Source organism: Paludibacterium sp., from assembly GCF_019232825.1.
GTDB lineage: Bacteria > Pseudomonadota > Gammaproteobacteria > Burkholderiales > Chromobacteriaceae > Paludibacterium.
In genome coordinates this window covers 22,841-46,989 of the sequence record NZ_JAFAND010000133.1, presented here as the reverse complement: position 1 = coordinate 46,989, position 24,149 = coordinate 22,841, and the positions used below count along the sequence as shown (strand labels likewise).

23 protein-coding genes, 1 tRNA gene and 1 riboswitch are annotated in these 24,149 nt (G+C 61.1%); of the genes, 4 read left to right on the top strand and 20 right to left on the bottom strand.

The features are described from left to right. Positions 1-9 precede the first annotated feature (9 nt). The 4 genes from JOZ06_RS17300 to JOZ06_RS17285 all read right to left on the bottom strand — a co-directional run bounded on the left by JOZ06_RS17300 (position 10) and on the right by JOZ06_RS17285 (position 3,748). Positions 10-1,434, bottom strand: coding sequence for a cation:proton antiporter (locus JOZ06_RS17300; RefSeq protein WP_293234691.1), 1,425 nt, complete (start codon positions 1,432-1,434; stop codon positions 10-12). Between the two features lie 179 nt (positions 1,435-1,613). Further along, positions 1,614-1,689: transfer RNA gene (locus JOZ06_RS17295), tRNA-Phe, on the bottom strand. Between the two features lie 152 nt (positions 1,690-1,841). Next, positions 1,842-2,906, bottom strand: a complete 1,065-nt coding sequence (hppD, locus tag JOZ06_RS17290; protein ID WP_293234689.1) for a 4-hydroxyphenylpyruvate dioxygenase — start codon at positions 2,904-2,906, stop codon at positions 1,842-1,844. Between the two features lie 65 nt (positions 2,907-2,971). Further along, positions 2,972-3,748: a phenylalanine 4-monooxygenase gene (locus JOZ06_RS17285; RefSeq protein WP_293234687.1), complete on the bottom strand. Its 777-nt coding sequence runs from the start codon at positions 3,746-3,748 to the stop codon at positions 2,972-2,974. Positions 3,749-3,917: 169 nt separating this feature from the next. Here JOZ06_RS17285 and JOZ06_RS17280 point away from each other — a divergent pair, with 169 nt between their 5' ends. Both JOZ06_RS17280 and JOZ06_RS17275 read left to right on the top strand, forming a co-directional pair. After that, positions 3,918-4,397: an Lrp/AsnC family transcriptional regulator gene (locus JOZ06_RS17280; protein WP_293234685.1), complete on the top strand. Its 480-nt coding sequence runs from the start codon at positions 3,918-3,920 to the stop codon at positions 4,395-4,397. 80 nt (positions 4,398-4,477) lie between these two features. After that, positions 4,478-6,289, top strand: a complete 1,812-nt coding sequence (locus JOZ06_RS17275; protein WP_293234683.1) for a diguanylate cyclase — start codon at positions 4,478-4,480, stop codon at positions 6,287-6,289. 486 nt (positions 6,290-6,775) lie between these two features. Here JOZ06_RS17275 and metF read toward each other — a convergent pair whose 3' ends face one another. The 3 genes from metF to metK form a co-directional block, all read right to left on the bottom strand. Further along, a complete protein-coding gene (gene metF, locus JOZ06_RS17270; RefSeq protein WP_293234681.1) occupies positions 6,776-7,612 on the bottom strand; it encodes a methylenetetrahydrofolate reductase [NAD(P)H] in 837 nt (278 codons plus the stop codon). 86 nt (positions 7,613-7,698) lie between these two features. After that, positions 7,699-9,099: an adenosylhomocysteinase gene (gene ahcY, locus JOZ06_RS17265; RefSeq protein WP_293234679.1), complete on the bottom strand. Its 1,401-nt coding sequence runs from the start codon at positions 9,097-9,099 to the stop codon at positions 7,699-7,701. 76 nt (positions 9,100-9,175) lie between these two features. Further along, a riboswitch (S-adenosyl-L-homocysteine riboswitch) is annotated at positions 9,176-9,240 on the bottom strand. A gap of 6 nt (positions 9,241-9,246) precedes the next feature. Continuing rightward, the gene (metK, locus tag JOZ06_RS17260; RefSeq protein ID WP_293234677.1) at positions 9,247-10,416 is read right to left on the bottom strand and encodes a methionine adenosyltransferase; all 1,170 of its coding nucleotides are present in this window, start codon (positions 10,414-10,416) and stop codon (positions 9,247-9,249) included. Between the two features lie 75 nt (positions 10,417-10,491). Here metK and JOZ06_RS17255 point away from each other — a divergent pair, with 75 nt between their 5' ends. Together JOZ06_RS17255 and JOZ06_RS17250 are read left to right on the top strand one after the other, a co-directional pair. Then, entirely contained in the window at positions 10,492-11,385 is an 894-nt protein-coding gene (locus JOZ06_RS17255) for a lysophospholipid acyltransferase family protein (protein ID WP_293234675.1), read from the top strand. After that, positions 11,382-12,248, top strand: a complete 867-nt coding sequence (locus JOZ06_RS17250) for a lipid A biosynthesis lauroyl acyltransferase (protein WP_293234673.1) — start codon at positions 11,382-11,384, stop codon at positions 12,246-12,248. The genes JOZ06_RS17255 and JOZ06_RS17250 overlap by 4 nt, the downstream gene beginning before the upstream one ends. Here the strand turns inward: JOZ06_RS17250 and JOZ06_RS17245 are convergent. The 13 genes from JOZ06_RS17245 to nuoH form a co-directional block, all read right to left on the bottom strand. After that, a complete protein-coding gene (locus JOZ06_RS17245) occupies positions 12,211-13,089 on the bottom strand; it encodes an aquaporin (RefSeq protein WP_293234671.1) in 879 nt (292 codons plus the stop codon). The genes JOZ06_RS17250 and JOZ06_RS17245 overlap by 38 nt on opposite strands. 11 nt (positions 13,090-13,100) lie before the next feature. Beyond that, on the bottom strand, positions 13,101-14,135 hold the full coding sequence (locus JOZ06_RS17240; RefSeq protein WP_293234669.1) for a methyltransferase domain-containing protein: 1,035 nt from the start codon (positions 14,133-14,135) through the stop codon (positions 13,101-13,103). Positions 14,136-14,336: 201 nt separating this feature from the next. Continuing rightward, positions 14,337-14,852, bottom strand: a complete 516-nt coding sequence (locus JOZ06_RS17235) for a YMGG-like glycine zipper-containing protein (protein WP_293234667.1) — start codon at positions 14,850-14,852, stop codon at positions 14,337-14,339. Further along, on the bottom strand, positions 14,849-15,208 hold the full coding sequence (locus JOZ06_RS17230; RefSeq protein ID WP_293234665.1) for a hypothetical protein: 360 nt from the start codon (positions 15,206-15,208) through the stop codon (positions 14,849-14,851). The genes JOZ06_RS17235 and JOZ06_RS17230 overlap by 4 nt, the downstream gene beginning before the upstream one ends. 170 nt (positions 15,209-15,378) lie before the next feature. Continuing rightward, on the bottom strand, positions 15,379-15,804 hold the full coding sequence (locus JOZ06_RS17225; RefSeq protein ID WP_293234663.1) for a hypothetical protein: 426 nt from the start codon (positions 15,802-15,804) through the stop codon (positions 15,379-15,381). Positions 15,805-16,248: 444 nt separating this feature from the next. Continuing rightward, positions 16,249-16,542 carry a DUF2818 family protein gene (locus JOZ06_RS17220; protein WP_293234661.1) on the bottom strand — a complete coding sequence of 98 codons (294 nt, stop codon included), beginning with the start codon at positions 16,540-16,542 and terminating at the stop codon, positions 16,249-16,251. Between the two features lie 8 nt (positions 16,543-16,550). Then, positions 16,551-18,005 (bottom strand): NADH-quinone oxidoreductase subunit NuoN, encoded by a 1,455-nt coding sequence (gene nuoN, locus JOZ06_RS17215; protein WP_293234659.1) that lies wholly within the window; start codon positions 18,003-18,005, stop codon positions 16,551-16,553. 15 nt (positions 18,006-18,020) lie between these two features. Beyond that, entirely contained in the window at positions 18,021-19,514 is a 1,494-nt protein-coding gene (locus JOZ06_RS17210) for an NADH-quinone oxidoreductase subunit M (protein ID WP_293234657.1), read from the bottom strand. Between the two features lie 40 nt (positions 19,515-19,554). Beyond that, entirely contained in the window at positions 19,555-21,588 is a 2,034-nt protein-coding gene (gene nuoL / locus JOZ06_RS17205; RefSeq protein ID WP_293234655.1) for an NADH-quinone oxidoreductase subunit L, read from the bottom strand. A 27-nt stretch (positions 21,589-21,615) separates the two neighbouring features. Continuing rightward, positions 21,616-21,921, bottom strand: coding sequence for an NADH-quinone oxidoreductase subunit NuoK (gene nuoK, locus JOZ06_RS17200; RefSeq protein WP_243729367.1), 306 nt, complete (start codon positions 21,919-21,921; stop codon positions 21,616-21,618). 27 nt (positions 21,922-21,948) lie between these two features. Continuing rightward, positions 21,949-22,587 carry an NADH-quinone oxidoreductase subunit J gene (locus JOZ06_RS17195; protein ID WP_293234647.1) on the bottom strand — a complete coding sequence of 213 codons (639 nt, stop codon included), beginning with the start codon at positions 22,585-22,587 and terminating at the stop codon, positions 21,949-21,951. Between the two features lie 9 nt (positions 22,588-22,596). Then, complete coding sequence (gene nuoI / locus JOZ06_RS17190) at positions 22,597-23,085, bottom strand: NADH-quinone oxidoreductase subunit NuoI (RefSeq protein WP_293234645.1); 489 nt, start codon at positions 23,083-23,085, stop codon at positions 22,597-22,599. 17 nt (positions 23,086-23,102) lie between these two features. Next, entirely contained in the window at positions 23,103-24,149 is a 1,047-nt protein-coding gene (gene nuoH / locus JOZ06_RS17185) for an NADH-quinone oxidoreductase subunit NuoH (protein ID WP_293234643.1), read from the bottom strand.

Below are 24,149 nucleotides of genomic sequence, written 5' to 3'. Positions count from 1 at the left end.
TTCACAACGCTAAAGAACAACCGCCTCGATCGGCGCCGCAGGCTTCTGGCGCAGTTCAGGCAGCAGGCGCGACAACAGCGGTCCGGTCATGAAGGTCGTTACCAGCGCCATCACCACCATCATGGCGAAAATCTGCGGCGATAAAATCCCCATATCGTAGCCAATGTTCAGCACGACCAACTCCATCAATCCGCGGGTATTCATCAACGCCCCCAGCGCCAAAGCGTCGCGCCAGCGCATCCCCGCCACGCGCGCGGCACCGCTCGCGCCGAGCATCTTGCCCGCCGTGGCGAACACGATGATGGCGCCGCAGGCAAGCCAGGCGTGCCAACTGTCGAGTAGATTAATCTGCGCGCGGATGCCGGTATAGGCAAAGAAAATCGGCAACAGCACCACGGTGGTCAGGTGCTCGATTTTGGCGCTCAAGCTGGTGCGGAACGACACGTGATGCGGCATGATCGCGCCAGCCAGAAAAGCGCCGAACAGCGCATGAATGCCGATCACTTCGGCCACCAGCGCCGAGCCGAGGCCGACGCAGAAGATAAAGGCCAACTGGCCGCTGGAGAACTTCCCCTCCACGGTGGCCGGTCGCAGCCATTTAAGCGCCAGCGGCCGCATCACCTTGAGCATGAACAGCACGAACACCACCGCCACGCTCAGCACGACGAGCGCGGAGCCCATCGAACCCGCTTTGACGATGCCGAGCACCGCGGCCAACAGGCACCAGGCGGTCACGTCATCCACCGCCGCGCAGGCAATCGCCATCGTGCCGAGCGTAGTCCCGGTCAATTGCTTGTCCTGGATGATGCGCGCCAGCACCGGGAAGGCCGTAATGCTCATGGCAATACCCATGAACAAGGCAAACGAGGAGAACGCCACCCGTGTGGCGCCATAGTAACGATACAAGCCGAGCGACAGCACCGTGCCACACAGAAAGGGCAACAGAATGCTCACATGGGAAATCAGAATCGCAACGCTCGCGCGCTCGCGCAGGTGGGACAACCGCAGATCCAGCCCCACCAGGAACATGAAGAAGATCAGGCCGATCTGGCTGAAAAAATACAGCTGCGGCAACGCATGATCGGGAAACAATATGGAAAAGCCGGCGGGCCAAACGAGCGCGAAGACCGATTTGCCCAACAGCAACCCGGCGACCATCTCACCGACAACCGAGGGCTGGCCGAAGAATTTCAATAGCCGCGCACACAAACGGGACAGCGCCAGGATAACCAGCATTTGCATCAGCAGACCGACGAGCGGCAGGCTGGCGTTTTTCGCCAGCACATCGCGCGCAAGCCCGGTCCAATCGGCAGCGCCCCCCATCGTCAAGGCAGGCATGCCTCGCGGCCCTTGACTGAGAATCCAAGCGAGCGCCAACACCGCCAGCGCCAATACCGCACCGTAGGATAAAACATGCCAGATCGTTTTTTTCACATCTGCCCTTTCGGCATGCAACTGTCGTGACCGCGGCCAGGGTAACATGGGGGCACGCGCCAGAAACGCAGAGGGATCGCCAACGCAAAAACAGGTCGCGCTTTCGATCGTTTTGCGCGCAGCGCGGTAGTGAAATACAACATAAAAAAGGACCCTGGTCGGGTCCTTTTTTGGAAATCTGGTGGCCAATCTCGGAATCGAACCAAGGACACGCGGATTTTCAATCCGCTGCTCTACCAACTGAGCTAATTGGCCAACTTGGCGACGGCTGTGCGTCGTCAGAGGTCGCCATTTAACCAGAGCATCCCTGGCCCGTCAAGCATTTCGGCGGAAATTTTCCGAACCTCGGGCAGGAAAAATAAAACCCCGCGCAGAAACAATTACTTGGCCCGCCACACGCCAGGCGATCAAACGGTCAAGACGCCGCGCCGCACCTGATCCTCTTCGATCGACTCGAACAGCGCCTTGAAATTACCTTCGCCGAAGCCATCGTTGTTTTTACGCTGGATGATTTCAAAGAACACCGGCCCAATCACCGTTTCGGTAAAAATCTGCAGCAACGTGCCGCCCCCCTGGGTCGGCGCGCCGTCGATCAAGATGCGGTTCGCGCGCATGCGCGCCAGATCCTCGCCATGCCCGGGCACGCGGTCATCGACGCGGGCATAGTACGTATCCGGGGTATCGAGAAAGCGCACGCCGGTGGCGCGCAGCGCTTCTACCGTGGCGTAGATGTCTTCCGTCGACAAGGCGATGTGTTGGATCCCCTCGCCATGGTAAAGCCGCAGAAACTCCTCGATTTGGCTCTTATCGTCGGCCGATTGGTTGATGGGAATACGGATCTTGCCGCATGGGCTAACCATGGCGCGCGACGTCAACCCGGTCAACTTGCCTTCGATATCGAAGTAGCGGATTTCGCGGAAGTTGGCGATGCCGCTATAAAAACCGGCCCAGACATCCATATTGCCGCGCGCGACGTTGTGCGTCAGATGATCGATTTGCCCAAGCCCGGCGCCCGGCACCTGCCAAGACGCCCCGGGCAATAGCGCGAAATCGACGTCGTAGATATTGCGCTCGCCGTAACGGTCGACCAGATAGATCGCCGAGCCGCCAATGCCCTCGATCGCCGGGATATTGAGTTCCATGGCCCCGACGGGGTGGGCGTAGGGTTTGGCGCCATGCGCCAGCGCGTAATCGTAGGCATGGGCGGCTTCCTTGACGCGCCAAGCCATCGCGCATACCGACGGTCCGTGCGCGCGGGCAAAGTCGAGAAAGGGCGGCACAGGCTCGCCGTTGACGATGAAGTTGATATCGCCCTGGCGGAACAAGGTGACGTTGCGGTGACGATGACGCGCGACCTCGGCGAAACCGAGCGAGCGGAATAGCTCGCCGAGCTTGGCGACCCCAGCGGCATCGGCAGCGGTATATTCGACGAACTCAAAACCGTCGGTGGCCATCGGGTTGATCAGATCCATACCATTTCTCCGTTGTTGTCTCATGGTAACGGCCATCCTCTGCGGGACATCGGCCGAAAAATCGTTCAGAACAGCTTGTCCGCCCAGTGGGCAAATTCGTCTTCCAACTGGTCGAAGCTGTCGATGACGAACAGCTTCTGCTGCATGTGCCAGATGTCGTACGGCTCAGCGGCAATCACGCCAACATCGAAGCGCCGCTTTTCGGTCGCGTCCGACAGACTGAACAACACCTCGTCCGGGGAGGACAAAATGCCGGAACCATAGATACGGTGCTCGCCCCGCTCCCGGATCAAACCAAACTCGACGGCGTACCAATACAAGCGCGGCAACCAAGTTTTAGCGGGGTGGTCGAGTTCGAACGCGCGCACACCCACCTGGCCGAAACGTTCGAAAAAGGCGCAGAAGCGCGCGTCGGTCAGCAGTGGGACGTGCCCCAAGAGATCGTGGAACATGTCCGGCGCGGGGGTATACCCCAGCTCTTCCGGCTTGCGGATGAAATCGGTCGAGGGAAAGTGGCGCGAAGCCAACAGCGCAAAGAAGGCGTCATCCGGCACAATGCCGTCCACCCGGACGAGCCGCCAGCCGGTCGCCGCTTCGACGCGGTCGCTGATGTCCGCCAGCCGCGGAATATGGTCGCGCGGGAAGTCGATCGTCTCCAAGCCAGTCATGAATTCCCGGCAGGCGCGCCCTGGCAGCACACGTTGCTGATTGGCCAGCAACGTGGCCCAAGTTTGATGCTCGACATCACTGTAGACTGGCACCGAGGCGCGGTGAATATCGCACTCATCGACCGATGCCATTTTCATGTCCTGACGGACCAAGCCCGCATCAGTGGTATACATTGCATCTTTTCCTTACTTATTGATTCCGAAGAGATAACTTACGCGTGTAAAATAAGCATGTTAGGCATTTTATTCTAGAGAAGTCTTTCGCCAATTTCCTAGCGAACATGTCTTATAATGCCAAAATAAAAGAACAAAATTTCAACATAACCAAGGAAAAGGACAAGAGATGCCAAGTCTTACACTAGATAAGACCGACTTGAGAATACTGGCGGAACTGCAGCTCAACGGCAGATTAACCAACGTGGAACTGGCAGAACGGGTCGCATTATCCCCGTCCCCCTGTCTGCGCCGCCTCAAACAGCTGGAAGAGTCGGGGGTGATCAGCCAATATGTTGCGCTTTTGGATCCGGCCAAGATCGGTTTAGGGCTACAAGCCTTTGTACGCGTCACCTTGGAAAAACGGGGCAATTTGCACAATCAAACTTTCGTCGAAGCCGTTCAGCGGTGGAGCGAAGTCGTCAACTGCTTCGCCATGACGGGAGAAATGGACTATCTGCTCCAAGTGCACTTCGAGGATATGGAACACTTTTCGCGTTTCGTAATGAACGATTTGCTGCAGCAGGAGGGCGTTGAGGACGTCAAGTCCAGCTTTGTCCTCAAGGAATATAAGCGGACCACCGCGCTGCCGCTCAATCATCTGCGATAGTGTTTCGGCCGGAGCGGAACGGCACCGCTTCGGCCTCCCCGTTCCGCCCGCGCACCGGGCACCCGACGCAAGGAAGTCTGATGCGGTTCAAATCGCTGGCGCTACAGGTGCTGCAGCAAATCTTGTTCTATGCCGTCCTGTTCTGGCTCGTGGTCAGCGCAGTGCGTGCCGGCATGCTGTTTTATCAAGGACAGAAGCGGCTGGCCGAGATCCCCGGCACGGTCAATGCGCTCTACATGCCGCTACTGGCGCAAAGCGTCTGGGACGTTGAGCTCCCCACCATTCAACAGGAACTGGCCAGCATCAGCGCCATCAACGGCGTCGAGGCGGTCACGCTGGAGACCCGACTCGGCCAGCGTCTGCATTACCGCAGCCCGCACGCGAGCGGCGGGCACCACAATATCTATCGCCTGGACGTCCGCCTCAATCGCAATGGCGCCGAATCGCTCGGCACGCTGACACTGTACGTTTCCAACACGCCCGTGCAGCGCGAAATAGCCAGCGACCTCATCACCAGCATGGCACAGCGCACACTGGACTTCATGGCGCTGGCCCTGTTGATCATCTTCATCCTGCGGCGGCGCTTCATCATGCCGGTACAGCAACTCGCCCAAGCGGCGCGCGCCTTTGTGCCGGGAGAGCCCGCGCCCCCCTTCCGGCTACAGTATCAGACCGAGCTTGAGGACGAGATGACCCAGCTTCTGGCCTCGTTCAATGCCATGCGATCGAGCATCAATACGCACCTGGCGGAACGCGAGCGTTATGAAACGGCATTGAAGGAGGCCCGCGACGAACTGGCGAACCGGGTGGAAGAGCGCACCGCGCGCCTCGACCAATTATTGAGCTTCCAGCAGCTGATCTCCGCCATCTCCTCGCGCTTCATCAACATCCCGCTCGACGAGGTCGACGAGGCGATGGATGGCGCGCTGGCGCAAATCGGCACTTTCATGGAAGTCGACCGCTGCTATCTGATCGGGGTCGACCACCTCCAGGTCGTCAGCATGGTGCACGAATGGCAGGCCGACGGCGTCGCCGCCGGTGTCGAAGGCCTCGGCTTCGCGCCGCTATCGGATCGCCCGGCGCTCTTTGCCACGCTTCTGCGCGAAGGGGTGTTGAACATCCCCCATTGCCGCCAAATACCGATAGCCGCCCAAGAGAGCACACCGAGCGATATCGAAAGCCTGCTGATGATCCGTATCGACCATCTTGACCAGCCGGTGGGCGTCTTCGGTTGCGACATGGTGCGCCGCGCGCGTCAATGGCGCGATGAAGAGCTCGTCCTCGTGCGCCTCATGGGCGACATGTTCGCCAATATGATCATCCGCCGTCAGCAACTGCATGCCTTGTCCGAGACTCAGCAACAACTGGAGGAGGCCAATGCGCACCTGGCGCGCATGGCCCTCTCCGACAGTCTGACCGGGCTCGCCAACCGGCGCCATTTCGACGAGGAGAAGCGCCAGGCCTTCGACAAGGCGCGGCGCAAGAACGAGCCCTTCGCGCTGATCATGCTCGACATCGACTTTTTCAAGGAATACAACGACCGCCTCGGCCATCAGGCTGGCGACCAATGTCTTCGCCAGCTGGCGGCGCTCTTGACGTCGTTCTTCACCTATCCGGGCGAACTGCCTGCCCGCATCGGCGGCGAGGAGTTCGCCGTGCTGCTGCCCGGACTCGACCATCTCGAGGTGCGCAAGCGGGCCGAGGCGCTGCGCATGGCGGTGTGGGCGCTCAACCTGGCCCACCCCGGCTCCCGCATCGCCGATCGCATCACCATCAGTCTCGGCACCGCAGCCATTGATGCCGAACGCCACAGCAGCATCGATCAGATGATCGCCGATGCCGACGCCGCGTTGTACCGCGCCAAAGCCTCGGGACGAAACTGCACTGGCTAGCGCCCGTCGACCACCCCAGGAAGGCACAATGTCAGATTCGCCTGTTTTCGCAAAAAAATAACCAATACCCGACAAAACAAAAACGGGCGACTTGAAAGTCGCCCGTTTCATTTTCCAACCAATGGGTTAGCGCGCATAGCGGCGGCCTTGGCGATGATAGACGCTCCAAGCCAGACGCATTTGGGTCAGCAGGTTCAACATGGTATTCTCCTTAAGTAAATGATCCGGATCCCGCCTTATATGGCATTTGTGTGATCCGTGCATCCAAGATACCCAGCCCCCACCCCCAGGTCAATGACATAACATATTTTTTAGGATTAATCCTATAATCATTAAATGATTATAAAACGCCGCACGCCATGAAATTAGGCGTACAACGCCGTGATAACCCCATGATTTATATGTGGCAGATTTGCCACGTCACACGCAAAAAAAAAGAACAGCCCCGCTTCCGTAGCGCTGTTCTCGTCAGTAGGACGTGCGCGCCTACAGTCCCAAGCGCTGCCAGATGGTCGACACGGTCCCCGCCTGATTCAACGTATAGAAGTGCAAGCCAGGCGCGCCGGCCTGCAGCAGGCGATCGCACAATTCGGTCACCACGTCGAGCCCGAGCGCGCGCACCGACGCCACATCGTCGCCATAGGCTTGCATGCGCAGACGCAGCCAGCGCGGCACTTCCGTGCCGCAGGCATCGGAAAAACGGCACATCTGGCTAAAATTGGCGATCGGCATGATGCCGGGCACGATGGGGGCCTCCACGCCGCGGGCGCGCACTTCGTCGACAAAGCGGAAATAGCTGTCGGCATTGAAAAAATACTGTGTGATCGCCGAATTGGCGCCGGCGCGCATTTTACGCGCGAAATTGTTCAGATCGTCTTCGGCCGAGCGCGCCTGCGGATGAAATTCGGGGTAAGCGGCCACCTCGATATGGAAATGATCGCCCGTCTCGGCGCGAATGAATTCCACCAGTTCATTGGCATAGCGGAATTCGCCGGCCTCGACCATGCCAGAGGGCATGTCGCCACGCAACGCCACGATACGGCGTACGCCATGGTCGCGATAAGCATCGAGCACCGCGCGAATATTGGCGCGCGTCGAACCGATGCAGGAGAGATGCGGTGCGACCGCCAAACCTTGCGAACGGATCTCCTGCACGGTAGCGAGCGTCCCCTCGCGCGTGCTGCCGCCGGCGCCGAAGGTGACCGAGAAAAAGGCCGGCTTGAGCGGCGAGAGCTGCCGCAGCGTATTTTGCAGCCGCGTCATGCCCTCGGGGGTCTTGGGCGGAAAGAATTCGAAACTGTAGTTGGATGTCGGGTCTGTCATGTTCTCCTCGCGCTTCTCCTGTGCGTCATCCGGCGCGGGCGGGCGGCTTCTTGTGGATCACGGCCGCCCTGCCTGCCCGGACAAGGTCAATAGCGGTAATGATCCGGCTTATACGGCCCCTGCCGCGGCACGCCGATATAGGCGGACTGCTCAGTGGAAAGCTCGGTCAATACGGCGCCGATGCGCTTCAGATGCAAACGCGCCACCTTTTCGTCCAAGTGCTTGGGCAACACATAGACTTGCTTCTGGTACTGACCGCCGCGCTGGAACAGCTCGATCTGCGCCAACACCTGATTGGTGAACGAGTTCGACATGACAAAGCTCGGATGGCCCGTGGCGCAGCCCAGATTCACCAGCCGGCCTTCCGCCAGCAGAATGATGCGCTTACCGTCCGGGAACACGATGTGGTCCACCTGCGGCTTGATGTTGTCCCAGCGGTATTGCCGCAGGCTCGACACCTCGATCTCGGAATCGAAATGGCCAATATTGCAAACGATGGCTTGATTGCGCATGGCTTTCATATGCGCGTGATTGATCACGTTGACGTTGCCGGTGGCGGTGACGAAGATGTCGGCCTTGTCGGCGGCCCAATCCATCTGCACCACACGATAACCTTCCATCGCCGCCTGCAACGCGCAGATCGGGTCGATCTCGGTCACCCAGACGGTCGCCCCCAGCCCGCGCAGACTTTGCGCGCAGCCCTTGCCCACATCGCCGTAGCCGGCAACCACCGCCACTTTGCCGGCGATCATCACGTCGGTGGCGCGTTTGATGCCATCAACCAGCGACTCGCGGCAGCCGTACAGGTTGTCGAACTTGGATTTGGTGACGGAGTCATTGACGTTGAACGCAGGGAAAGGCAGGCGCCCTTCTTTCTGCAGCTGATAGAGCCGATGCACGCCGGTAGTGGTTTCCTCGGTCACCCCCTTAATATGCGCCAGGCGCTTCGAATACCACTGACCGTCGCTTTCCAGGTGGCGGCCGATCGCGGCAAACAGTGCCGTTTCCTCGGGGTTGGCCGGATGGGCAAGCACGCTTCGGTCGCTTTCGGCTCGCGCCCCCAGCATCAACAATAGCGTCGCGTCGCCGCCGTCATCGAGAATCATGTTGGCAGGCTGATCGGCAGGCCACTCGAAGATGCGGTGGGTGAATTCCCAGTATTCGTCGAGCCCCTCGCCCTTGAACGCAAACACCGGAATAGCGGCGGCGGCAATGGCGGCAGCGGCATGGTCCTGGGTGGAGAAGATATTGCACGACGCCCAGCGCACTTCGGCGCCCAGCGCCACCAGCGTTTCGATCAGCACGCCGGTTTGAATGGTCATGTGCAGCGAACCGGCGATGCGTGCGCCAGCCAGCGGCCGCGACTGGCCATACTCCTCACGCAGCGCCATCAGACCCGGCATTTCGGTCTCGGCGATGTCGAGTTCCTTGCGGCCCCAGTCGGCCTGCTGGATATCGGCAACCAGAAAATCGGTGAAATCAGCCATCGTGTCTTCCTTTGCACGTGGCCGAGGGGGAGGCGGGAAACGCGCTTACCTGTCCTCCCGTGCCTCGGCACGGTTTATCAGGTAAGCGCCGTTTTGAACCGGGCCTGGGACGCCAAGCGTCTCGCAGCGCTTCCCGGAAAAGATCAATTACAGACCGGCGTCGGCGCGCAGGCCTTCCGCCTTGTCGGTACGCTCCCAGGTGAATTCCGGCTCTTCACGGCCGAAATGGCCGTAAGCGGCGGATTTGCCGTAGATCGGACGCAGCAGATCCAGCATCTGTACGATGCCCTTCGGACGCAGGTCAAAATGGCGTTTGACCAGCTCGACGATCTGCTCGTTCGGGATACGGTTGGTGCCGAAGGTATCGATCGCGATCGAAGTCGGTTGAGACACACCAATAGCATAAGAAACTTGGATCTGGCACTGGCGCGCCAACCCCGCGGCGACAATGTTCTTCGCCACGTAGCGGCCGGCATACGCCGCGGAACGGTCCACCTTGGACGGGTCCTTGCCCGAGAAGGCGCCGCCGCCATGCGGCGCCGCGCCGCCATAGGTATCGACGATGATCTTGCGTCCGGTCAAGCCGCAATCGCCCATCGGACCGCCGATGACGAAGCGGCCGGTCGGGTTGATCAGGAACTTGGTTTCCGCGGTCACCATTTCCGGCGGCAGCACCGGCTTGACGATATCCTCGATCACCGCCTCGGTCAGCGCCTTATGGTCGATGTCCGGACTATGCTGGGTCGACAGCACCACGGTGTCGATCCACTTGGGCAGGCCGGTGTCCGCGTCGTAGACGCAGGTGATTTGGCTCTTGGCGTCCGGGCGCAGCCACGGCAGGCGGCCGTCCTTGCGCAACTCCGCCTGGCGTTGCATCAGCCGATGCGCGTAATAGATCGGGAACGGCATCAGCGTCGGGGTTTCATCGCAGGCATAGCCGAACATCAACCCCTGGTCGCCGGCCCCTTGGTCGAGGTCGAGGCCCTGGCCTTCGTTCACGCCCTGGGCGATATCCGGCGACTGGCGGTCATAGCACATCATCACCGCGCAACCGTGGTAATCGAACCCCAGCTCGGAGTTGTCGTAACCGATGCGCTTGATGGTCTCGCGCGCCACCTGGATGTAATCGATGTTGGCGTGGGTGGTGATTTCGCCGGCCAACACGACCAGACCGGTATTCACCAGCGTTTCGGCCGCCACGCGGCCATGGCGGTCTTCACGCAAGATCGCATCGAGGATGGCATCGGAAATCTGGTCCGCCACTTTGTCTGGGTGGCCTTCGGAAACCGATTCGGACGTAAACAAATATTCACTCATTTTGATGTGCTTCCCGAATAATCTGCATTCGTGATGATAAAATACGGCGCTTTAACGAGATCCAATTCCCTACCCATGGCTTTGCTGGTGAAACTGCTACTCTCCGCGCTGGCGCGCTTGCCGCTAGGCTGGCTGCAAGCGCTGGGGGCCGTGCTTGGCCGGTTGACCCTCCATATGTCGACGACGTACCGCGCGCGCATGGAGGAAAATCTCAGTCATAGCGAAATTCTTGCAAACTATCAGCTTTTTCCCAAGGCCGTCAAACAATGCGCGGTGGAAACCGGCAAAGGCGCGCTTGAGCTGGCCATCGCCTGGTGCCGTTCGCCACAGGACATCGCGCGCATGGTGCGCGACTGCGATGGCTGGGAACACGTCGAAGCGGCGATGGCGGCGGGTCATGGCATGGTCTTCGTCACCCCGCACCTGGGCAGCTACGACATCGCTGGCCGTTATATCAGCCATCGCCTGCCCTTCCCGCTGACCGCCATGTACCGCCCGCCCAAGCTCTCCTGGCTCGAACCGGTGATGAACGCCGGCCGGGCGCGCGGCAAGGGCAAGACCGCGCCGGCGACCGGCGCCGGCGTGCGCTTGCTGATGAAGGCGCTCAAAGGCGGCGAGGCGACCATCATCCTGCCTGACCAGGTCCCCGGCAACGGCGAGGGCGTATGGGCGCCGTTTTTCGGCCGCCCGGCGTACACCATGACGCTCGTGCCGCGTCTGGCACAAATCCAAGGGGTGGAAACCTTGCTGTTCTACGGCGAGCGGCTGCCTGCCGGCGCGGGTTTCAAGGTGCATATCCGCCCGTTGCCCGAGCCGTTTAGCGGCGACAAAACGGCGGACGCCGCCGTGCTCAACCGGGCGATCGAGAAGCTCATCGCCGAATGCCCGCTGCAGTACCTGTGGAGTTACAACCGTTACAAATGCCCGGCGGGCGTTGAGCCGCCGGCAGCACAAAAAGGACAACAATGAAAATTGCCTTTGCGCTCTTGTGGCTGATCCGGCTGTTGCCCATGCCGGTCATCGGCGCTTTGGCCTGGGTGCTTGGCAGCATCGCCTGGCTCTTGGCCGCCGAGCGTCGTCGGGTCGGTCTGACCAACCTGCGGCTCTGCTTCCCCGATCTGACCGATGCCGAGCGGCATCGGCTCTTGCGACGCAATTTCCGCTACATGATGCGACTGATGCTGGAGTACGGCGTGGTCTGGTGGAGTTCCGCCGAACGCCTCGACCGCCTGGTGACCATCAAGAACCTGCACTATGTCTCCGATCTGCGCGCGCAAGGCAAGAACGTCATTCTGTTCTACCCGCACTTCGTCGGCTTCGAACTGTGCGTGTTTGCGCTCAACCAGTATCTGCCGCTCGTGAGCGTCTATTCGGCGCAGAAGAACCGCGTGCTCGACGCGCAGATCTATCAGGGGCGTCAACGTTACAACAACGCCTATATCGTCTCGCGGCAGGAAGGCTTGCGGCCGATCATCAAAGCCATGCGCAAGGACCACGCACCGTTCCTCTATCTGCCGGATCAGGACTATGGCCCGCGCGACTCGATCTTCGTCAAATTTTTTGGCATCGACGCCGCCACCATCACCGGCCTGTCGCGCATCAGTCAACTGGCCCAAGCCGCCGTGGTGCCGGCCATTGCCCGTCGCGTCGGCAACCGTTGCGAGCTGGAGTTCTATCCGCCTTGGGAGGACTTCCCCAGCGACGACGTCGTCGCCGACACCCAGCGCATGAACGATTTCCTTGAAGCGCGCGTCCGCGAGCAGCCGGACCAGTATTTCTGGCTACACAAACGGTTCAAAACCCGTCCCGAGGGAGAAGCGCGCTACTACTGACGGCGGGCGCCATCCCCGCCTTCTGGCGGCAGCAAGCTTGCGTGCTCTTCTTGACCATCAGCGGCTCAACCACGCGGCTGAACACGGCGGCGGCCAACATGCCGCCGCCGATCGGCGAGAGCACATAGACCGTCAAAAATCCCAACCCGGCATCGGGCAGCGCCGCCCGCCCCCAGCCGGCCAGCATGGCGAAGACCCGCGGCGCCAAATCGCGCGCTGGATTAAGCCCGGCCTGGGTCAACGGCGCCAGGACGGAAATGATCAAGGTTACCGTCACACCGATGAACAAGGGCGCCAGCGCGTCCCCCGGCCGGCCCAGATTACACCCCTCCGTCAGCGAGAACACCAGGAACACCAGCACGAAACTGCCGACGGCCTCCGCCAAGCACGCGGTGAGCTGGCTCACCATGGCCACCTCGCTAGACCCGGGATTGGCATAGAACTCGCCGAAGATCATAGCGGTACGCACGGAGGAGGCCGAGCCGCGCACGATCTGATGCGCGATTTCAAACTGGACAATGCTGTCCGCCAACAATAGGTACAGTAGCGCGGCGGCGAGAAACGCGCCCAAAAACTGGCCGCACAGATAGGCGGGCAGCTTGGCGGCGGGCATGCGGCGCCCCAACACCATGGCGATGCTGACGGCGGGATTGAGGTGGGCACAGGAAAGATGGCGCGTGGCATAGATCGCCACGGTCACGCCCAATCCCCAGATCATCGCCACCTGAAACAAGCCGCTGTGCGCCGAAAACAGCACCGTGGCCGCCACCGCCCCGCAACCGAACCACACCAGCAGAAAAGTGCCGATCAGTTCGCCGATGAAATCCAGTGGATCGCCCATAGCCCACGCCTCTAGCAACAGCCGCCGACACACGCGGCCGCCTCGGCGCTGCCGCCGCAATCGAAGGAGCCGAAGTGGCGCGAACGGTCGCCCATGATCTGGAAATGTTCCGCAAATCGGGTCTCCTGCAGCATCGCGGCGGTGTTGCCGCACACCAGCATCGGTTTGCCGGTGATGAACGTATGGTGATCGTCGAGGACAAAGCGGTGCGGTTGGTCGGCGATGCTGCCCCGATAGACCGCCACTTGACCGTAGTCCTCGCAACGATCTTCTAGGGTAGCCAGCTTGAACGCACGCACGGTCATCGACCAGAAATCGGTCGCGCCCACCCGGGCCTCTACGTCGGTATTGCCGATGTCTATGCGGCACTTCACCAGCACCCGATAGTCGGGCCAGCCGCAAAGGGCCATTAGCCGGCGGAAATCCTCGATATACATCGCCCCGCCCAGACATTCGCCGAGCAACACCGGGTCGTCCGCCAGTTCGGGCGGCAGGCGCCGGCTGGCGAATACATCGGCAAACAACAGTTCACCACCCGGTTTCAGCACGCGGAAAATCTCGGCGAACACCTGCGCCTTGTCCGGCACGAGGTTGATCGCGCAGTTGGACACCACCACGTCGATCGATGCGTCGGCAATGCCGAGCGCGGCCAGATCCTCGATGTACCCTTGGCGGAAGTCGACATTGGACTGGGCCTGGCCAAAACGGCGCGCCTGGCTCTGTTGGTGTCGCCGGGCGACCACCAATTGTTGCGCCGTCATGTCCACGCCGATCACCGAGCCGGTTTCGCCGACCAGGGCCGATAGCAAATAGGCGTCGCGCCCCGCGCCGCAGCCCAGGTCCAACGCGTGGCACCCGGCCAGCGCGGGCGGAATCGGCGAGCCGCAACCATAGAAGCGCGCCAAGATTTCCGGTTCGATATTGGCGAGAATGACGCGGTGCGCGGCAGGAACCAGGTCGCGGCAACAGCAGGCCTGCGTTTTCAAATCTTGCGCGCCGGACAGCGCTTCGCCGTAATAGGCGCGTACCACATCCTGCTGATCCATCGTATCACCCCACCTGTCTGGCAATCGGCCCCATGGCGGACCGACCTTAGCCTACTGCGCCTGGTCCGCGTTGGGAGCCATTCAGGGAAAATCGGCATTGCCCTGTCTCAAAACAGGACACCGCACATGCAACGACATCACAGCGGATACAAAAAAACCAGCCCGCTTAATCGGACTGGCTCGATACGCCGGCCTGGCCGCTCACCAGCCGGGCGGCGGTGGCGGCGGCATCACGTATACCCGACGCGGCGGCGGCGCGGGCGGCGTCTCGGCGCGCGCGAAGCCGCCGTACATCGGCACCCGTTCGCCCTTGGCGTACATGCATTGGATATACGCTTGATCGTAACTGCGCTGTGTCATGCGTGCCGAGGCATTGGCGGCATCCGTGCCGGCCAGCGCGCCGCCCAATAAGCCAACACCCGCGCCCACGCCGGCACCTTGATGATTGCCGCCGATCAAAGCGCCGGCGGCCGCGCCGACCACCGTGCCGACCGCGGCCGAGGTCAGCGCGCTATTGGTGGCGTTCTGCTGCGTGCTGACGCCGCCGCCCTGGTATTGGGCATATTGGCGGCAACTGACGTCATCCGCCTGAAACTGCTCGAACGTCTTGCCGGCCCCTGGCATCACCATCACCGACGGGCCAGTCGGATAGCTGGCGCAGGCCGTCAGCGTCAGCAATGCGGACAGGCTGCACAGCGTGATCGCGGTTCGCTTCATGGTGCGCCGTCCTCTTGTGGCGGGGTGCCCGGCACGGGCTGCCAAGGCATCTTGCATTTCGGCACATACGGGTAATAACCCTTCGGCTTGCCGCAGTAATACCAGGTGTTGCTCGGCGCCGGCGCGGTCGACACCTCGTTGGCTGGGGCCTGTTGCACATAAACCGGCGCTGGCGCAGGCTGCACCACGACAGCCGGCGGCGGATAGTAATAGGCCGGCGCCGGCACGACATAGACGGGCGGCCGCCAATAAGGGCCGAAGCCGACACCCACACCGACCACGACATGCGCGGCCATCGCGTTGGCGGCCATCAGTCCGACGATCAGTGCGGCGGCGATCTTGCCGATCCATTTCATCGTGAACTCCTTCTCGCGGAATGCGAAACGTCCTGATTCTCTTTATGACAGGACGTTGTTGCCCGGGCATTGCCGCTGGGTAAAAAAACATGTGCGGATGTAAAACGGGGCCGATCACGCAATAATCGGCAATGAATCACAGCCAACGGCCAGGCGGTTCGGCGCGAACGTCAAGGCTGCGCCGGCACCATTTCCCAATGGCGGCACGCCGGCACATAGGGGTAATAGCCCGCCGGATTGCGGCAGTAGTACCACACTTGCGCCGGAGGCGCGGGCGCGGCGACTTGCGGCGCGGTGACAACGACCGCCGGGGTGTAGGGATCGGGGTACGGGTAAACCGGCGCGGCATAGAAGTACCACAGGCCATTGACGATCCACCACCAGCCATCGCGGCCGTCGTGATGACCGTGATACCAATTGCCGCCGCGCCACACCGTGACGTCGTGCTCGTGGAAATGGTGGATGTCGCCATGCCAGCCGCCGTCATCACGGCGCCAATACGGATCGCCGTCGTGATGGTCATGATCGGCCAAGGCCGGTTGTGTCAAACAGGCGATACCGAGGCCCAACAGACAAAGGGTAGATTTAATGTTCATGAAGCGTGTTCCTTCTTGCGGTGGTCGTGAAACACCAGCCCGCTGGCGCGAAGTGCGCGACGCGTTCATGCACTGGAAGTGAAGTTTGATCTCGTTTTTCTGCGTCCTAACGTTTGGCTTTGCTAGGACTTTTCCTATTTATGCCAGAAAAACATGTTTTATCTATTGGGTAAACATTAAGAAATATGTCAGGCCGTTTGCCGCAAAAACAAAAGGCCCCTGGAATACCAGGGGCCTCCGCTTGCTGACAAACCCTTCTCCGCGAAGCGGAGGCTCCCTTGCAGGGCAAGGGCAGGGGGATTGGGATTCGATGGACAGGCTGAGAAATCAGTCAGTTGTCTCCGAGGCCCGGCTTTGCCGGGTCCTCCGGAATCGCCGCAAACCACTAAGTCAACAGCCTGAGGCCCCTGGAATACAGGGGCCTGTGTTGAGGCAAGGCGCCCGTCAGCGCCGCACACGCCAGAAGTATCGCCAGGTGAACCCGGGGAAGGCGAACACCACGAACAGGGCGAAGGTGCTGACATAGAATTGCCAATCCTGCACATGCACCGGCATCAACCGCGCCTCCAGCAGCCGGGCGAACAGCCCGACCCCGAGATAAAGCACGACGAACTCCAACAGACGCCAGGCGAAGCGTTTATGCGCCACCGGCAGCACGCCGCCGATGCGCGTGAGCAAGAACGGCAGATTGGCGGCGATGATCGCCACGATCAATAACAGCGTCACACTAGCTTGCATGGCATCGCTCAGAACATGGTCAACGATTGCTTGACGGCGCTCATGCACAACGCCACCAATTGCTGCGGCAAAACGCCAAGCCCCAGCAGCGCCAGCGCGTTGAGCGACAGCACCACGCGCATGTCGGCGCGCACTTCGATCGCGCTGTCGTCCTCGGCGGCATCGAAGTACATCGCCTTGACCACCCGCAGGTAGTAGAAGGCGCCGATGAGCGACATCAGCACGGCAAACACCGCCAGCGGCACGAGGCCTGCGTTGGCGGCGGCGCGGATCACCGCGAATTTGGCGTAGAAGCCGGCCAGCGGCGGAATACCCGCCATCGAGAACATGGTCAGCAGCATCAAGAGCGCATACCAGCTATTGCGCTGATTCAGCCCCTTGAGATCGGCGATCTTCTCGCATTCGAAACCCGCGCGCGACAGCGCCAGGATCACCCCGAACGCCGCCATCGACATCAGCACGTAGACGATGGCGTAGTACATGGCCGAGGAGAAGCCGTCGGCATTGCCGGTCAAGAAGCCCACCAGCAGAAAGCCCATGTGCGAAATGGTCGAATAGGCCAGCATGCGCTTGATGTTGGTCTGGGCGATGGCGGTGATGTTGCCCAGCGCCATCGACAGCACGGCCACGATCATCAGCATGCCTTGCCACTGCGACAACAGCGCCTCCATGCCTTGTCCAAGGATACGCACCAGGAACACGAAGGCCGCGAGCTTCGGCGCTGACCCGATCAAAAGCGTCACCGCGGTGGGCGCGCCTTGGTAGACGTCCGGCACCCACATATGGAACGGTACCGCGCCCAGCTTGAAGCACAGGCCGGCCACCAGGAATACGAGACCGAACACCAAGAGCACGGTGTTACCGTTGCCGGAGGCGATCACGCGGGCAATCGTCGAGATTTCCAACGAGCCGGTGGCGCCATACACCATCGACATGCCGTAGAGCAGCAGCCCGGAGGCCAACGCGCCCAGCACGAAGTACTTCATCGCCGCCTCGGTGGCGGGCACCGAATCGCGTCGCAGCGCGATCAGCGCATAGAGCGCCAGCGACAGCAGCTCCAGGCCGATATACAGCGTCATGAAGTGGCTAGCGGACACCATGACGTTCATGCCGAACAACGCGAACAGCGTCAGGGTGAAATACTCACCCTTGAACATCTGGCGATCGGCGATGTACTGGCGGGTATACACCAGCACCGCGGCGGTCACGCCGTACAGGAAGAACTTGATGATGCCCGACAGCGGATCGGCGACGAACATCTTGTGGAAGGTTTCCACCGGCACCGGCGTCCATGCCCAGTACTGCACCGCGGCGCAGCCGGCGAGCGTCAACAGCGACAGCCCGTACATGACGCAGCGGCGCTCGTCCTTGATCAGCATGTCGACCACAAGCAATACCAGCACCGCCGCGAGCAGGAACAGCTCGGGCAAGGCCGGCGTCAGGTTCAAAGTAGCCCAGTTCATTGTGTTTTCCTTGCCTTACAGCTTGCTTTGCGCCACGTGGGCAATCAGATCGTTCACCGCCGGGTGCATCTTGTCGATGAAGGCCTGCGGATACAGCCCCATGCCGAGCACGGTCAGCGCCAACAGCGTCAACACCAGGAACTCGCGCTTGTTCACGTCTTTCAGCGCGGCCACGTGGTCGTTGGCCACCTCGCCGAAGATCACGCGCTTGAACATCCACAGCGTGTAGGCGGCGCCGAAAATCAGCGTGGTGGCGGCGAGCGCCGCGTACCAGAAGTTCACCTGCACCGCGCCGAGCACCACCATAAACTCGCCGACGAAGCCGGAAGTCGCCGGCAGACCGGCATTGGCCATGGCGAACAACATCGTGAACGAGGCGAAGATCGGCATCTTGTTGGCGACGCCGCCGTAGTCGGCGATGTTGCGGCTATGCATGCGGTCATACATGACGCCGATCGACATGAACATGGCCGCCGACACGAAACCGTGCGACACCATCTGGATCAGCGCGCCCTCGACCGCATAAACGTTCTGGGTATTGCCGGCAAACATGAAGATGCCGAGCGTGACGAACCCCATGTGCGAGATCGACGAATAGGCCACCAGCTTCTTCATGTCGCTTTGCACCAGCGCCACCAGGCCGATGTACACCACCGCGATCAGCGACAGCGTCACCATGAAGCCGGACAGATAACGCGAGGCGTCCGGCGCGATCGGCAGCGCGAACCGCAGGAAACCGTAGGCGCCGATCTTCAGCGTGATGGCCGCCAGCACCATCGAGCCGCCGGTCGGCGCTTCCACGTGCGCATCCGGCAACCAGGTGTGCACCGGCCACATCGGCACCTTGACCGCGAAGGAAAGGAAGAAGGCGATAAACAGCAGGATCTGCACGCCGAAGGTCAGCTTCATATCCTGGAAGGCGGCGATTTCAAAGGTATTGCCCGCCTTGCCGTACAGATAGATGAACGCCACCAGCATCAGTAGCGAACCCAACAGCGTGTAGAGGAAGAACTTGATCGACGCGTACACGCGGCGCGGGCCGCCCCAGACGCCGATGATCAGGTACATCGGAATCAGCATGCCCTCGAAGAACACGTAGAACAGGATCGCGTCCAACGCGGCGAAGGCGCCGTTGATCAGACCAGACATGATCAGGAACGCCGCCATGTACTGGGCGGTGCGTTTCTGAATCACTTCCCAGCCGGCGATGACCACCAGGAGCGTCGTGAAGCTGTTGAGCAGCACGAACAGCATCGAGATGCCGTCCACGCCCAGATGGTAGTTGATGTTGAGCGACTCGATCCAGGGATGCATTTCCTCGAACTGCATGCCGCCATGCAGTTCGGTAAAGCTGGTAAAGAGCGGCAGCGCGAGCAGGAACCCGGCGAGCGCGCCCACCAGGGCGATCCAGCGCGCGAGGCCCGCCCGGCTGTCGTCGCCGGTGGCCAGGACCAAGAGGCCGAACAGGATCGGCACCCAGATCACCAGACTCAGAACGTTAGTCAACATAGTCGAAACCTTGTGTTTTTTAATCCCGGTTTTTCGTGGCTCAACGCAAGATCAGCGGTGCGAACCAATAGGTCATCAGTGCCAACACGCCCAAAATCATGGTGGCGGCATAGCTGTAGATGAAGCCGGTCTGCAGCCGGCGCGTCAGGCGCGAGAACGCGCCGACCATCGCGGCGGAGCCGTTGACCACCAGACCGTCGATCAACAGCATGTCGCCGACCTTCCACAGTGCGTTGCCGACAGCGCGCGCCCCTTTGGCGAACACGGCGAAATACAGCTCGTCCAGGTAGTACTTGTTGACGAGCAGCACATACAGCGCGTTGACGCGGCGCTGGATCGCGCCCGGCAAATGCGGCGCCTTCATGTAGCCGATCCAGGCGGTCAGCACGCCGGCGGCGGCAAGCCACAACGGCAGCGAACGCAGCGATTCCAGCGCCATGGCGACCGGGCCATGGAACTCCTCGCCCAAATGCGCGAGGCCGGGATGCTTGACGGCGTCGATGAAAATCGCGCCCTGGAAGAAATCGCCATAGACCAGCGGGCCGATCGCCAGATAGCCGATGACCACCGACGGGATCGCCAACAGCACCAAGGGCAGCGTCACCACCCACGGCGATTCGTGGGGGTTGTCGTTCGGCCCCAGGCCGTGATGGTGTTCGTCCTCGTCGTGGGCGCCGGCTTCGTGCTCATGCACGTTCAATTTCCAACGCTCTTGGCCATGGAACACCATGAAATACAGACGGAACGAATACAGCGCGGTCACGAACACGCTGGCGGTCAGCGCGAAGCTCGCGAATCCGGCTGCCGGCAAATGCGACTGGTTGACCGCGTCGATGATCGAGTCCTTGGAGTAGAACCCGGCGAAGAACGGCGTGCCGATCAACGCCAGCGAACCGATCAGCGACGTCAGCCAGGTGATCGGCATGTATTTGCGCAGACCGCCCATATTGCGCATGTCCTGATCGTGATGCATGCCGATGATCACGGAACCCGCGGCCAAGAACAGCAGCGCCTTGAAGAAGGCGTGGGTCATCACGTGGAACACCGCCACCGAGTAGGCCGAAGCGCCGAGCGCCACGGTCATGTAACCCAGCTGCGACAGCGTCGAGTAAGCCACCACGCGTTTGATGTCGTTTTGCACCACGCCGAGGAAGCCCATGAACAGCGCGGTGATCGAGCCGATGATCATGACGAAGTTGAGCGCGGTGTCCGACAGCTCAAAGAGCGGGCTCATGCGCGCCACCATGAAGATGCCGGCGGTCACCATGGTCGCGGCGTGGATCAGCGCCGAGATCGGCGTCGGGCCTTCCATCGAATCCGGCAGCCAGACGTGCAGCGGGAACTGCGCCGACTTGCCCATCGCGCCGACGAACAGCAGGATGCAGGTCACCGTCATCAGCGACCAGGACTGGCCGGGAATCAGCGCGATGGTCTTGCCGGCAAGCTGAGGCGCCACGGCGAACACGTCCTTGTAGTCGAGCGAGCCGCCGAAATAAGCCAGCACCAGACCAATGCCCAACAAGAAGCCGAAGTCGCCCACGCGGTTGACCAGGAAGGCTTTCAAGTTGGCGAAGATCGCCGTCGGCCGTTTAAACCAGAAACCGATCAGCAAGTAGGACACCAGGCCCACCGCTTCCCAACCGAAGAACAGCTGGATGAAGTTGTTGCTCATCACCAGCATCAGCATCGAGAAGGTGAACAGCGAGATATAGCTGAAGAAGCGTTGGTAGCCAGGATCTTCCTGCATGTAGCCGATGGTGTAGATGTGCACCATCAGCGACACGCTGGTGACCACCGCCATCATCATCGCTGACAGCGCATCGATCTGGAAGCCGACCGAATAGGTGTTGCCGTTGACCGTCAGCCACGTGTACACCGGCTCGTTGAACACCGGCGCATGGCCGAACACGAAACCGGAAAGCACGTTGAGCGACAGGACGGCGGACACGGCCACACCGGTGATGGTGACCACATGCGCGGCGCGGCGCCCGATCGCCCAGCCGAACAGCCCGGCGATGATCGACCCGGCCAGCGGGGCCAGCGCGATCAGCAGGAGAAGGGTTTTCATATCCATGTTGTCTGCTTTTCTTGTGGTTATGCGCTAGCCCTTGAGGCTGCCCAGGTCTTCGACGTTGATGGTGCGCAAATTACGGAACAGCACCACCAGGATAGCCAGGCCGATGGCCGACTCGGCCGCCGCCACGGTCAGGATGAAGAAGACGAAGATCTGGCCGGCGGTATCCGACAAATAATGCGAAAACGCGATGAAATTGCAGTTCACCGCCAGCAGCATCAGCTCGATCGACATCAACAGCACGATGATGTTTTTGCGGTTCAGGAAGATCCCTAGCACGCTGATGGCAAACAGGATCGCGGCCAGCACCAGGAAGTGTGTGAGTGTCAGCACGATGCCTCCTTTTTCTATGGGTGGCCGTCAGGCCTGAGGTTGATCTTCGGCGGCCTCGACGGTTTCCACCGGCGTGGCTGCCATTTTGACGACGCGGACGCGGTCGGCGGCGCGCACGGCCACCTGATCGCCGACATTCAGCGCCTTGCTTTCCTTGCGCGTGCGCTGCGTGAGCGCGATGGCCGCGACGATGGCCAACAGCAGGACCACCGAGGCAAGCTCCGTCGCGAACATGTAGTGCGTATACATCTGCACGCCCAACTCACGCACATTGCTGAAATCCGCCGCGAGCGGCGCGCGCGCCGGGTAGGTCTTGAGGCCTGCCTCGGGGCTGCCGAGGATCAGCGCCATCTCGCCCGCCATGATGATGGCGATGGTGCCGGCGAGCGGAAAGTGCTTCCAGAACCCCTCGCGCAGTTTCTCGATGTCGATGTCGAGCATCATCACCACGAACAGGAACAGCACCATGACCGCGCCGACGTAGACGAGCACCAGCGAAATGGCCAGGAACTCGGACTCGAGCAGCACCCAGAGGCCTGCGGCGCTGAAAAACGACAGCACCAGGAACAAGGCGGCGTGCACGGGGTTCTTGGCGGTAATCACGCGGAAAGCCGCCGCGAGCAGGATCGCCGACAAGATGTAGAAAACAGCGGTAGTAAAGCTCATGTCTCCCCCTTAGCGGTACTTGGCGTCGGCCGCCTTGTTGGCGGCGATCTCGGCCTCGTACTTGTCGCCGATCGCCAGCAACATCGGTTTGGTGTAATAGAGATCGCCGCGCTTTTCGCCGTGGAACTCCAGAATGTGCGTTTCCACGATGGCGTCCACCGGGCAGGCCTCTTCACAGAAGCCGCAGTAGATGCACTTGATCAAGTCGATGTCGTAACGCGTGGTGCGGCGAGTGCCGTCGGCGCGCTCGTCCGATTCGATGGTGATCGCCATGGCCGGACAGACCGCCTCGCACAATTTGCAGGCGATGCAGCGCTCTTCGCCGTTGGGATAGCGGCGCAGCGCATGCAGGCCACGGAAACGCGGCGACTGCGGAGTCTTTTCCTCTGGATACTGGACGGTGATCTTGCGCGCGAACATATGGCGCCCGGTCAACATCAGGCCCTGTACCAGCTCGACCAGCAGGAAGGTTTTAAAAAACTTGCGAATCGATTCCATGCTCTTTGCCTAACGTATCAGTGCCAGAGGGATACCGGGCTCATCATCCAAGCGCCCAGCAACACGATCCAAACCAGCGTAACGGGAATGAACACCTTCCAGCCCAAGCGCATGATCTGGTCGTAGCGGTAGCGCGGGAACGTAGCCCGGAACCACAGGAAGCAGAACAGCACGAACGACATCTTCGCCGCGAGCCAGAAAAAGCTGCCCGCGCCAAGCACGCCCCAGCTCGCCGGGAACGGCGACAGCCAGCCGCCAAGGAACATCAGCGAGGTCATGGCGGAGACCAGGATCATGTTGGCGTACTCTGCCAGGAAGAAAATCGCGAACGCCATGCCGGAATACTCGACATGGAAGCCGGCGACGATTTCCGACTCTCCTTCTGCCACGTCGAACGGGGCACGGTTGGTTTCGGCCACGCCGGAGACGAGGTAGACGATAAACAGCGGCAACAGCGGCAGCCAGTTCCACGACAGGATCGACCCGCCGGCGAGCCCTTGCCCCTGCTGCTTGACGATTTCCACCAAGTTGAGACTGCCCGACACCATCAGCACGCCCACCAGGGCGAAGCCCATGGCGATTTCGTAGGACACGATCTGCGCCGCCGAGCGCATGCCGCCCAGGAACGAGTACTTGGAGTTGCCCGCCCAGCCGGCGATGATCACGCCGTACACGCCCATCGAGGTGATGGCCATGATGTACAAGAGCGAGGCGTTGACGTTGGCCAGCACCAAGTGGTCGGTGAACGGCACCACCGCCCAGGCGGCGAGCGCCGGCATGATCGACATGATCGGCGCCAACAGGAACAATCCCTTGCTCGACTTGGCCGGCAGGATGATTTCCTTCATCAACAGCTTGATGCCGTCGGCGATCGGCTGCAGCAGGCCCAGGGGACCGACGCGGTTCGGCCCGATGCGCACCTGCATATAGCCGATGACCTTGCGCTCGGCATAGGTCAGGTAGGCCACGGCGAGCATCATCGGGGCGACGATGACGACGATTTTCAGCAGGGTCCAGATCACGTACCCGAGCTGAGTGCCCAAATAGGTTTGCAGAAGCTCCAT

Bases quoted from the DNA above. Each gene is read 5' to 3' on its own strand.
- hppD (WP_293234689.1), bottom strand. From the start codon at position 2,906: ATGGATCTGATCAACCCGATGGCCACCGACGGTTTTGAGTTCGTCGAA.
- JOZ06_RS17285 (WP_293234687.1), bottom strand. From the start codon at position 3,748: ATGTATACCACTGATGCGGGCTTGGTCCGTCAGGACATGAAAATGGCA.
- JOZ06_RS17280 (WP_293234685.1), top strand. From the start codon at position 3,918: ATGCCAAGTCTTACACTAGATAAGACCGACTTGAGAATACTGGCGGAA.
- JOZ06_RS17275 (WP_293234683.1), top strand. From the start codon at position 4,478: ATGCGGTTCAAATCGCTGGCGCTACAGGTGCTGCAGCAAATCTTGTTC.
- metF (WP_293234681.1), bottom strand. From the start codon at position 7,612: ATGACAGACCCGACATCCAACTACAGTTTCGAATTCTTTCCGCCCAAG.
- ahcY (WP_293234679.1), bottom strand. From the start codon at position 9,099: ATGGCTGATTTCACCGATTTTCTGGTTGCCGATATCCAGCAGGCCGAC.
- metK (WP_293234677.1), bottom strand. From the start codon at position 10,416: ATGAGTGAATATTTGTTTACGTCCGAATCGGTTTCCGAAGGCCACCCA.
- JOZ06_RS17255 (WP_293234675.1), top strand. From the start codon at position 10,492: ATGGCTTTGCTGGTGAAACTGCTACTCTCCGCGCTGGCGCGCTTGCCG.
- JOZ06_RS17250 (WP_293234673.1), top strand. From the start codon at position 11,382: ATGAAAATTGCCTTTGCGCTCTTGTGGCTGATCCGGCTGTTGCCCATG.
- JOZ06_RS17245 (WP_293234671.1), bottom strand. From the start codon at position 13,089: ATGGGCGATCCACTGGATTTCATCGGCGAACTGATCGGCACTTTTCTG.
- JOZ06_RS17240 (WP_293234669.1), bottom strand. From the start codon at position 14,135: ATGGATCAGCAGGATGTGGTACGCGCCTATTACGGCGAAGCGCTGTCC.
- JOZ06_RS17235 (WP_293234667.1), bottom strand. From the start codon at position 14,852: ATGAAGCGAACCGCGATCACGCTGTGCAGCCTGTCCGCATTGCTGACG.
- JOZ06_RS17230 (WP_293234665.1), bottom strand. From the start codon at position 15,208: ATGAAATGGATCGGCAAGATCGCCGCCGCACTGATCGTCGGACTGATG.
- JOZ06_RS17225 (WP_293234663.1), bottom strand. From the start codon at position 15,804: ATGAACATTAAATCTACCCTTTGTCTGTTGGGCCTCGGTATCGCCTGT.
- JOZ06_RS17220 (WP_293234661.1), bottom strand. From the start codon at position 16,542: ATGCAAGCTAGTGTGACGCTGTTATTGATCGTGGCGATCATCGCCGCC.
- nuoN (WP_293234659.1), bottom strand. From the start codon at position 18,005: ATGAACTGGGCTACTTTGAACCTGACGCCGGCCTTGCCCGAGCTGTTC.
- JOZ06_RS17210 (WP_293234657.1), bottom strand. From the start codon at position 19,514: ATGTTGACTAACGTTCTGAGTCTGGTGATCTGGGTGCCGATCCTGTTC.
- nuoL (WP_293234655.1), bottom strand. From the start codon at position 21,588: ATGGATATGAAAACCCTTCTCCTGCTGATCGCGCTGGCCCCGCTGGCC.
- JOZ06_RS17195 (WP_293234647.1), bottom strand. From the start codon at position 22,587: ATGAGCTTTACTACCGCTGTTTTCTACATCTTGTCGGCGATCCTGCTC.
- nuoI (WP_293234645.1), bottom strand. From the start codon at position 23,085: ATGGAATCGATTCGCAAGTTTTTTAAAACCTTCCTGCTGGTCGAGCTG.
- nuoH (WP_293234643.1), bottom strand. From the start codon at position 24,149: ATGGAGCTTCTGCAAACCTATTTGGGCACTCAGCTCGGGTACGTGATC.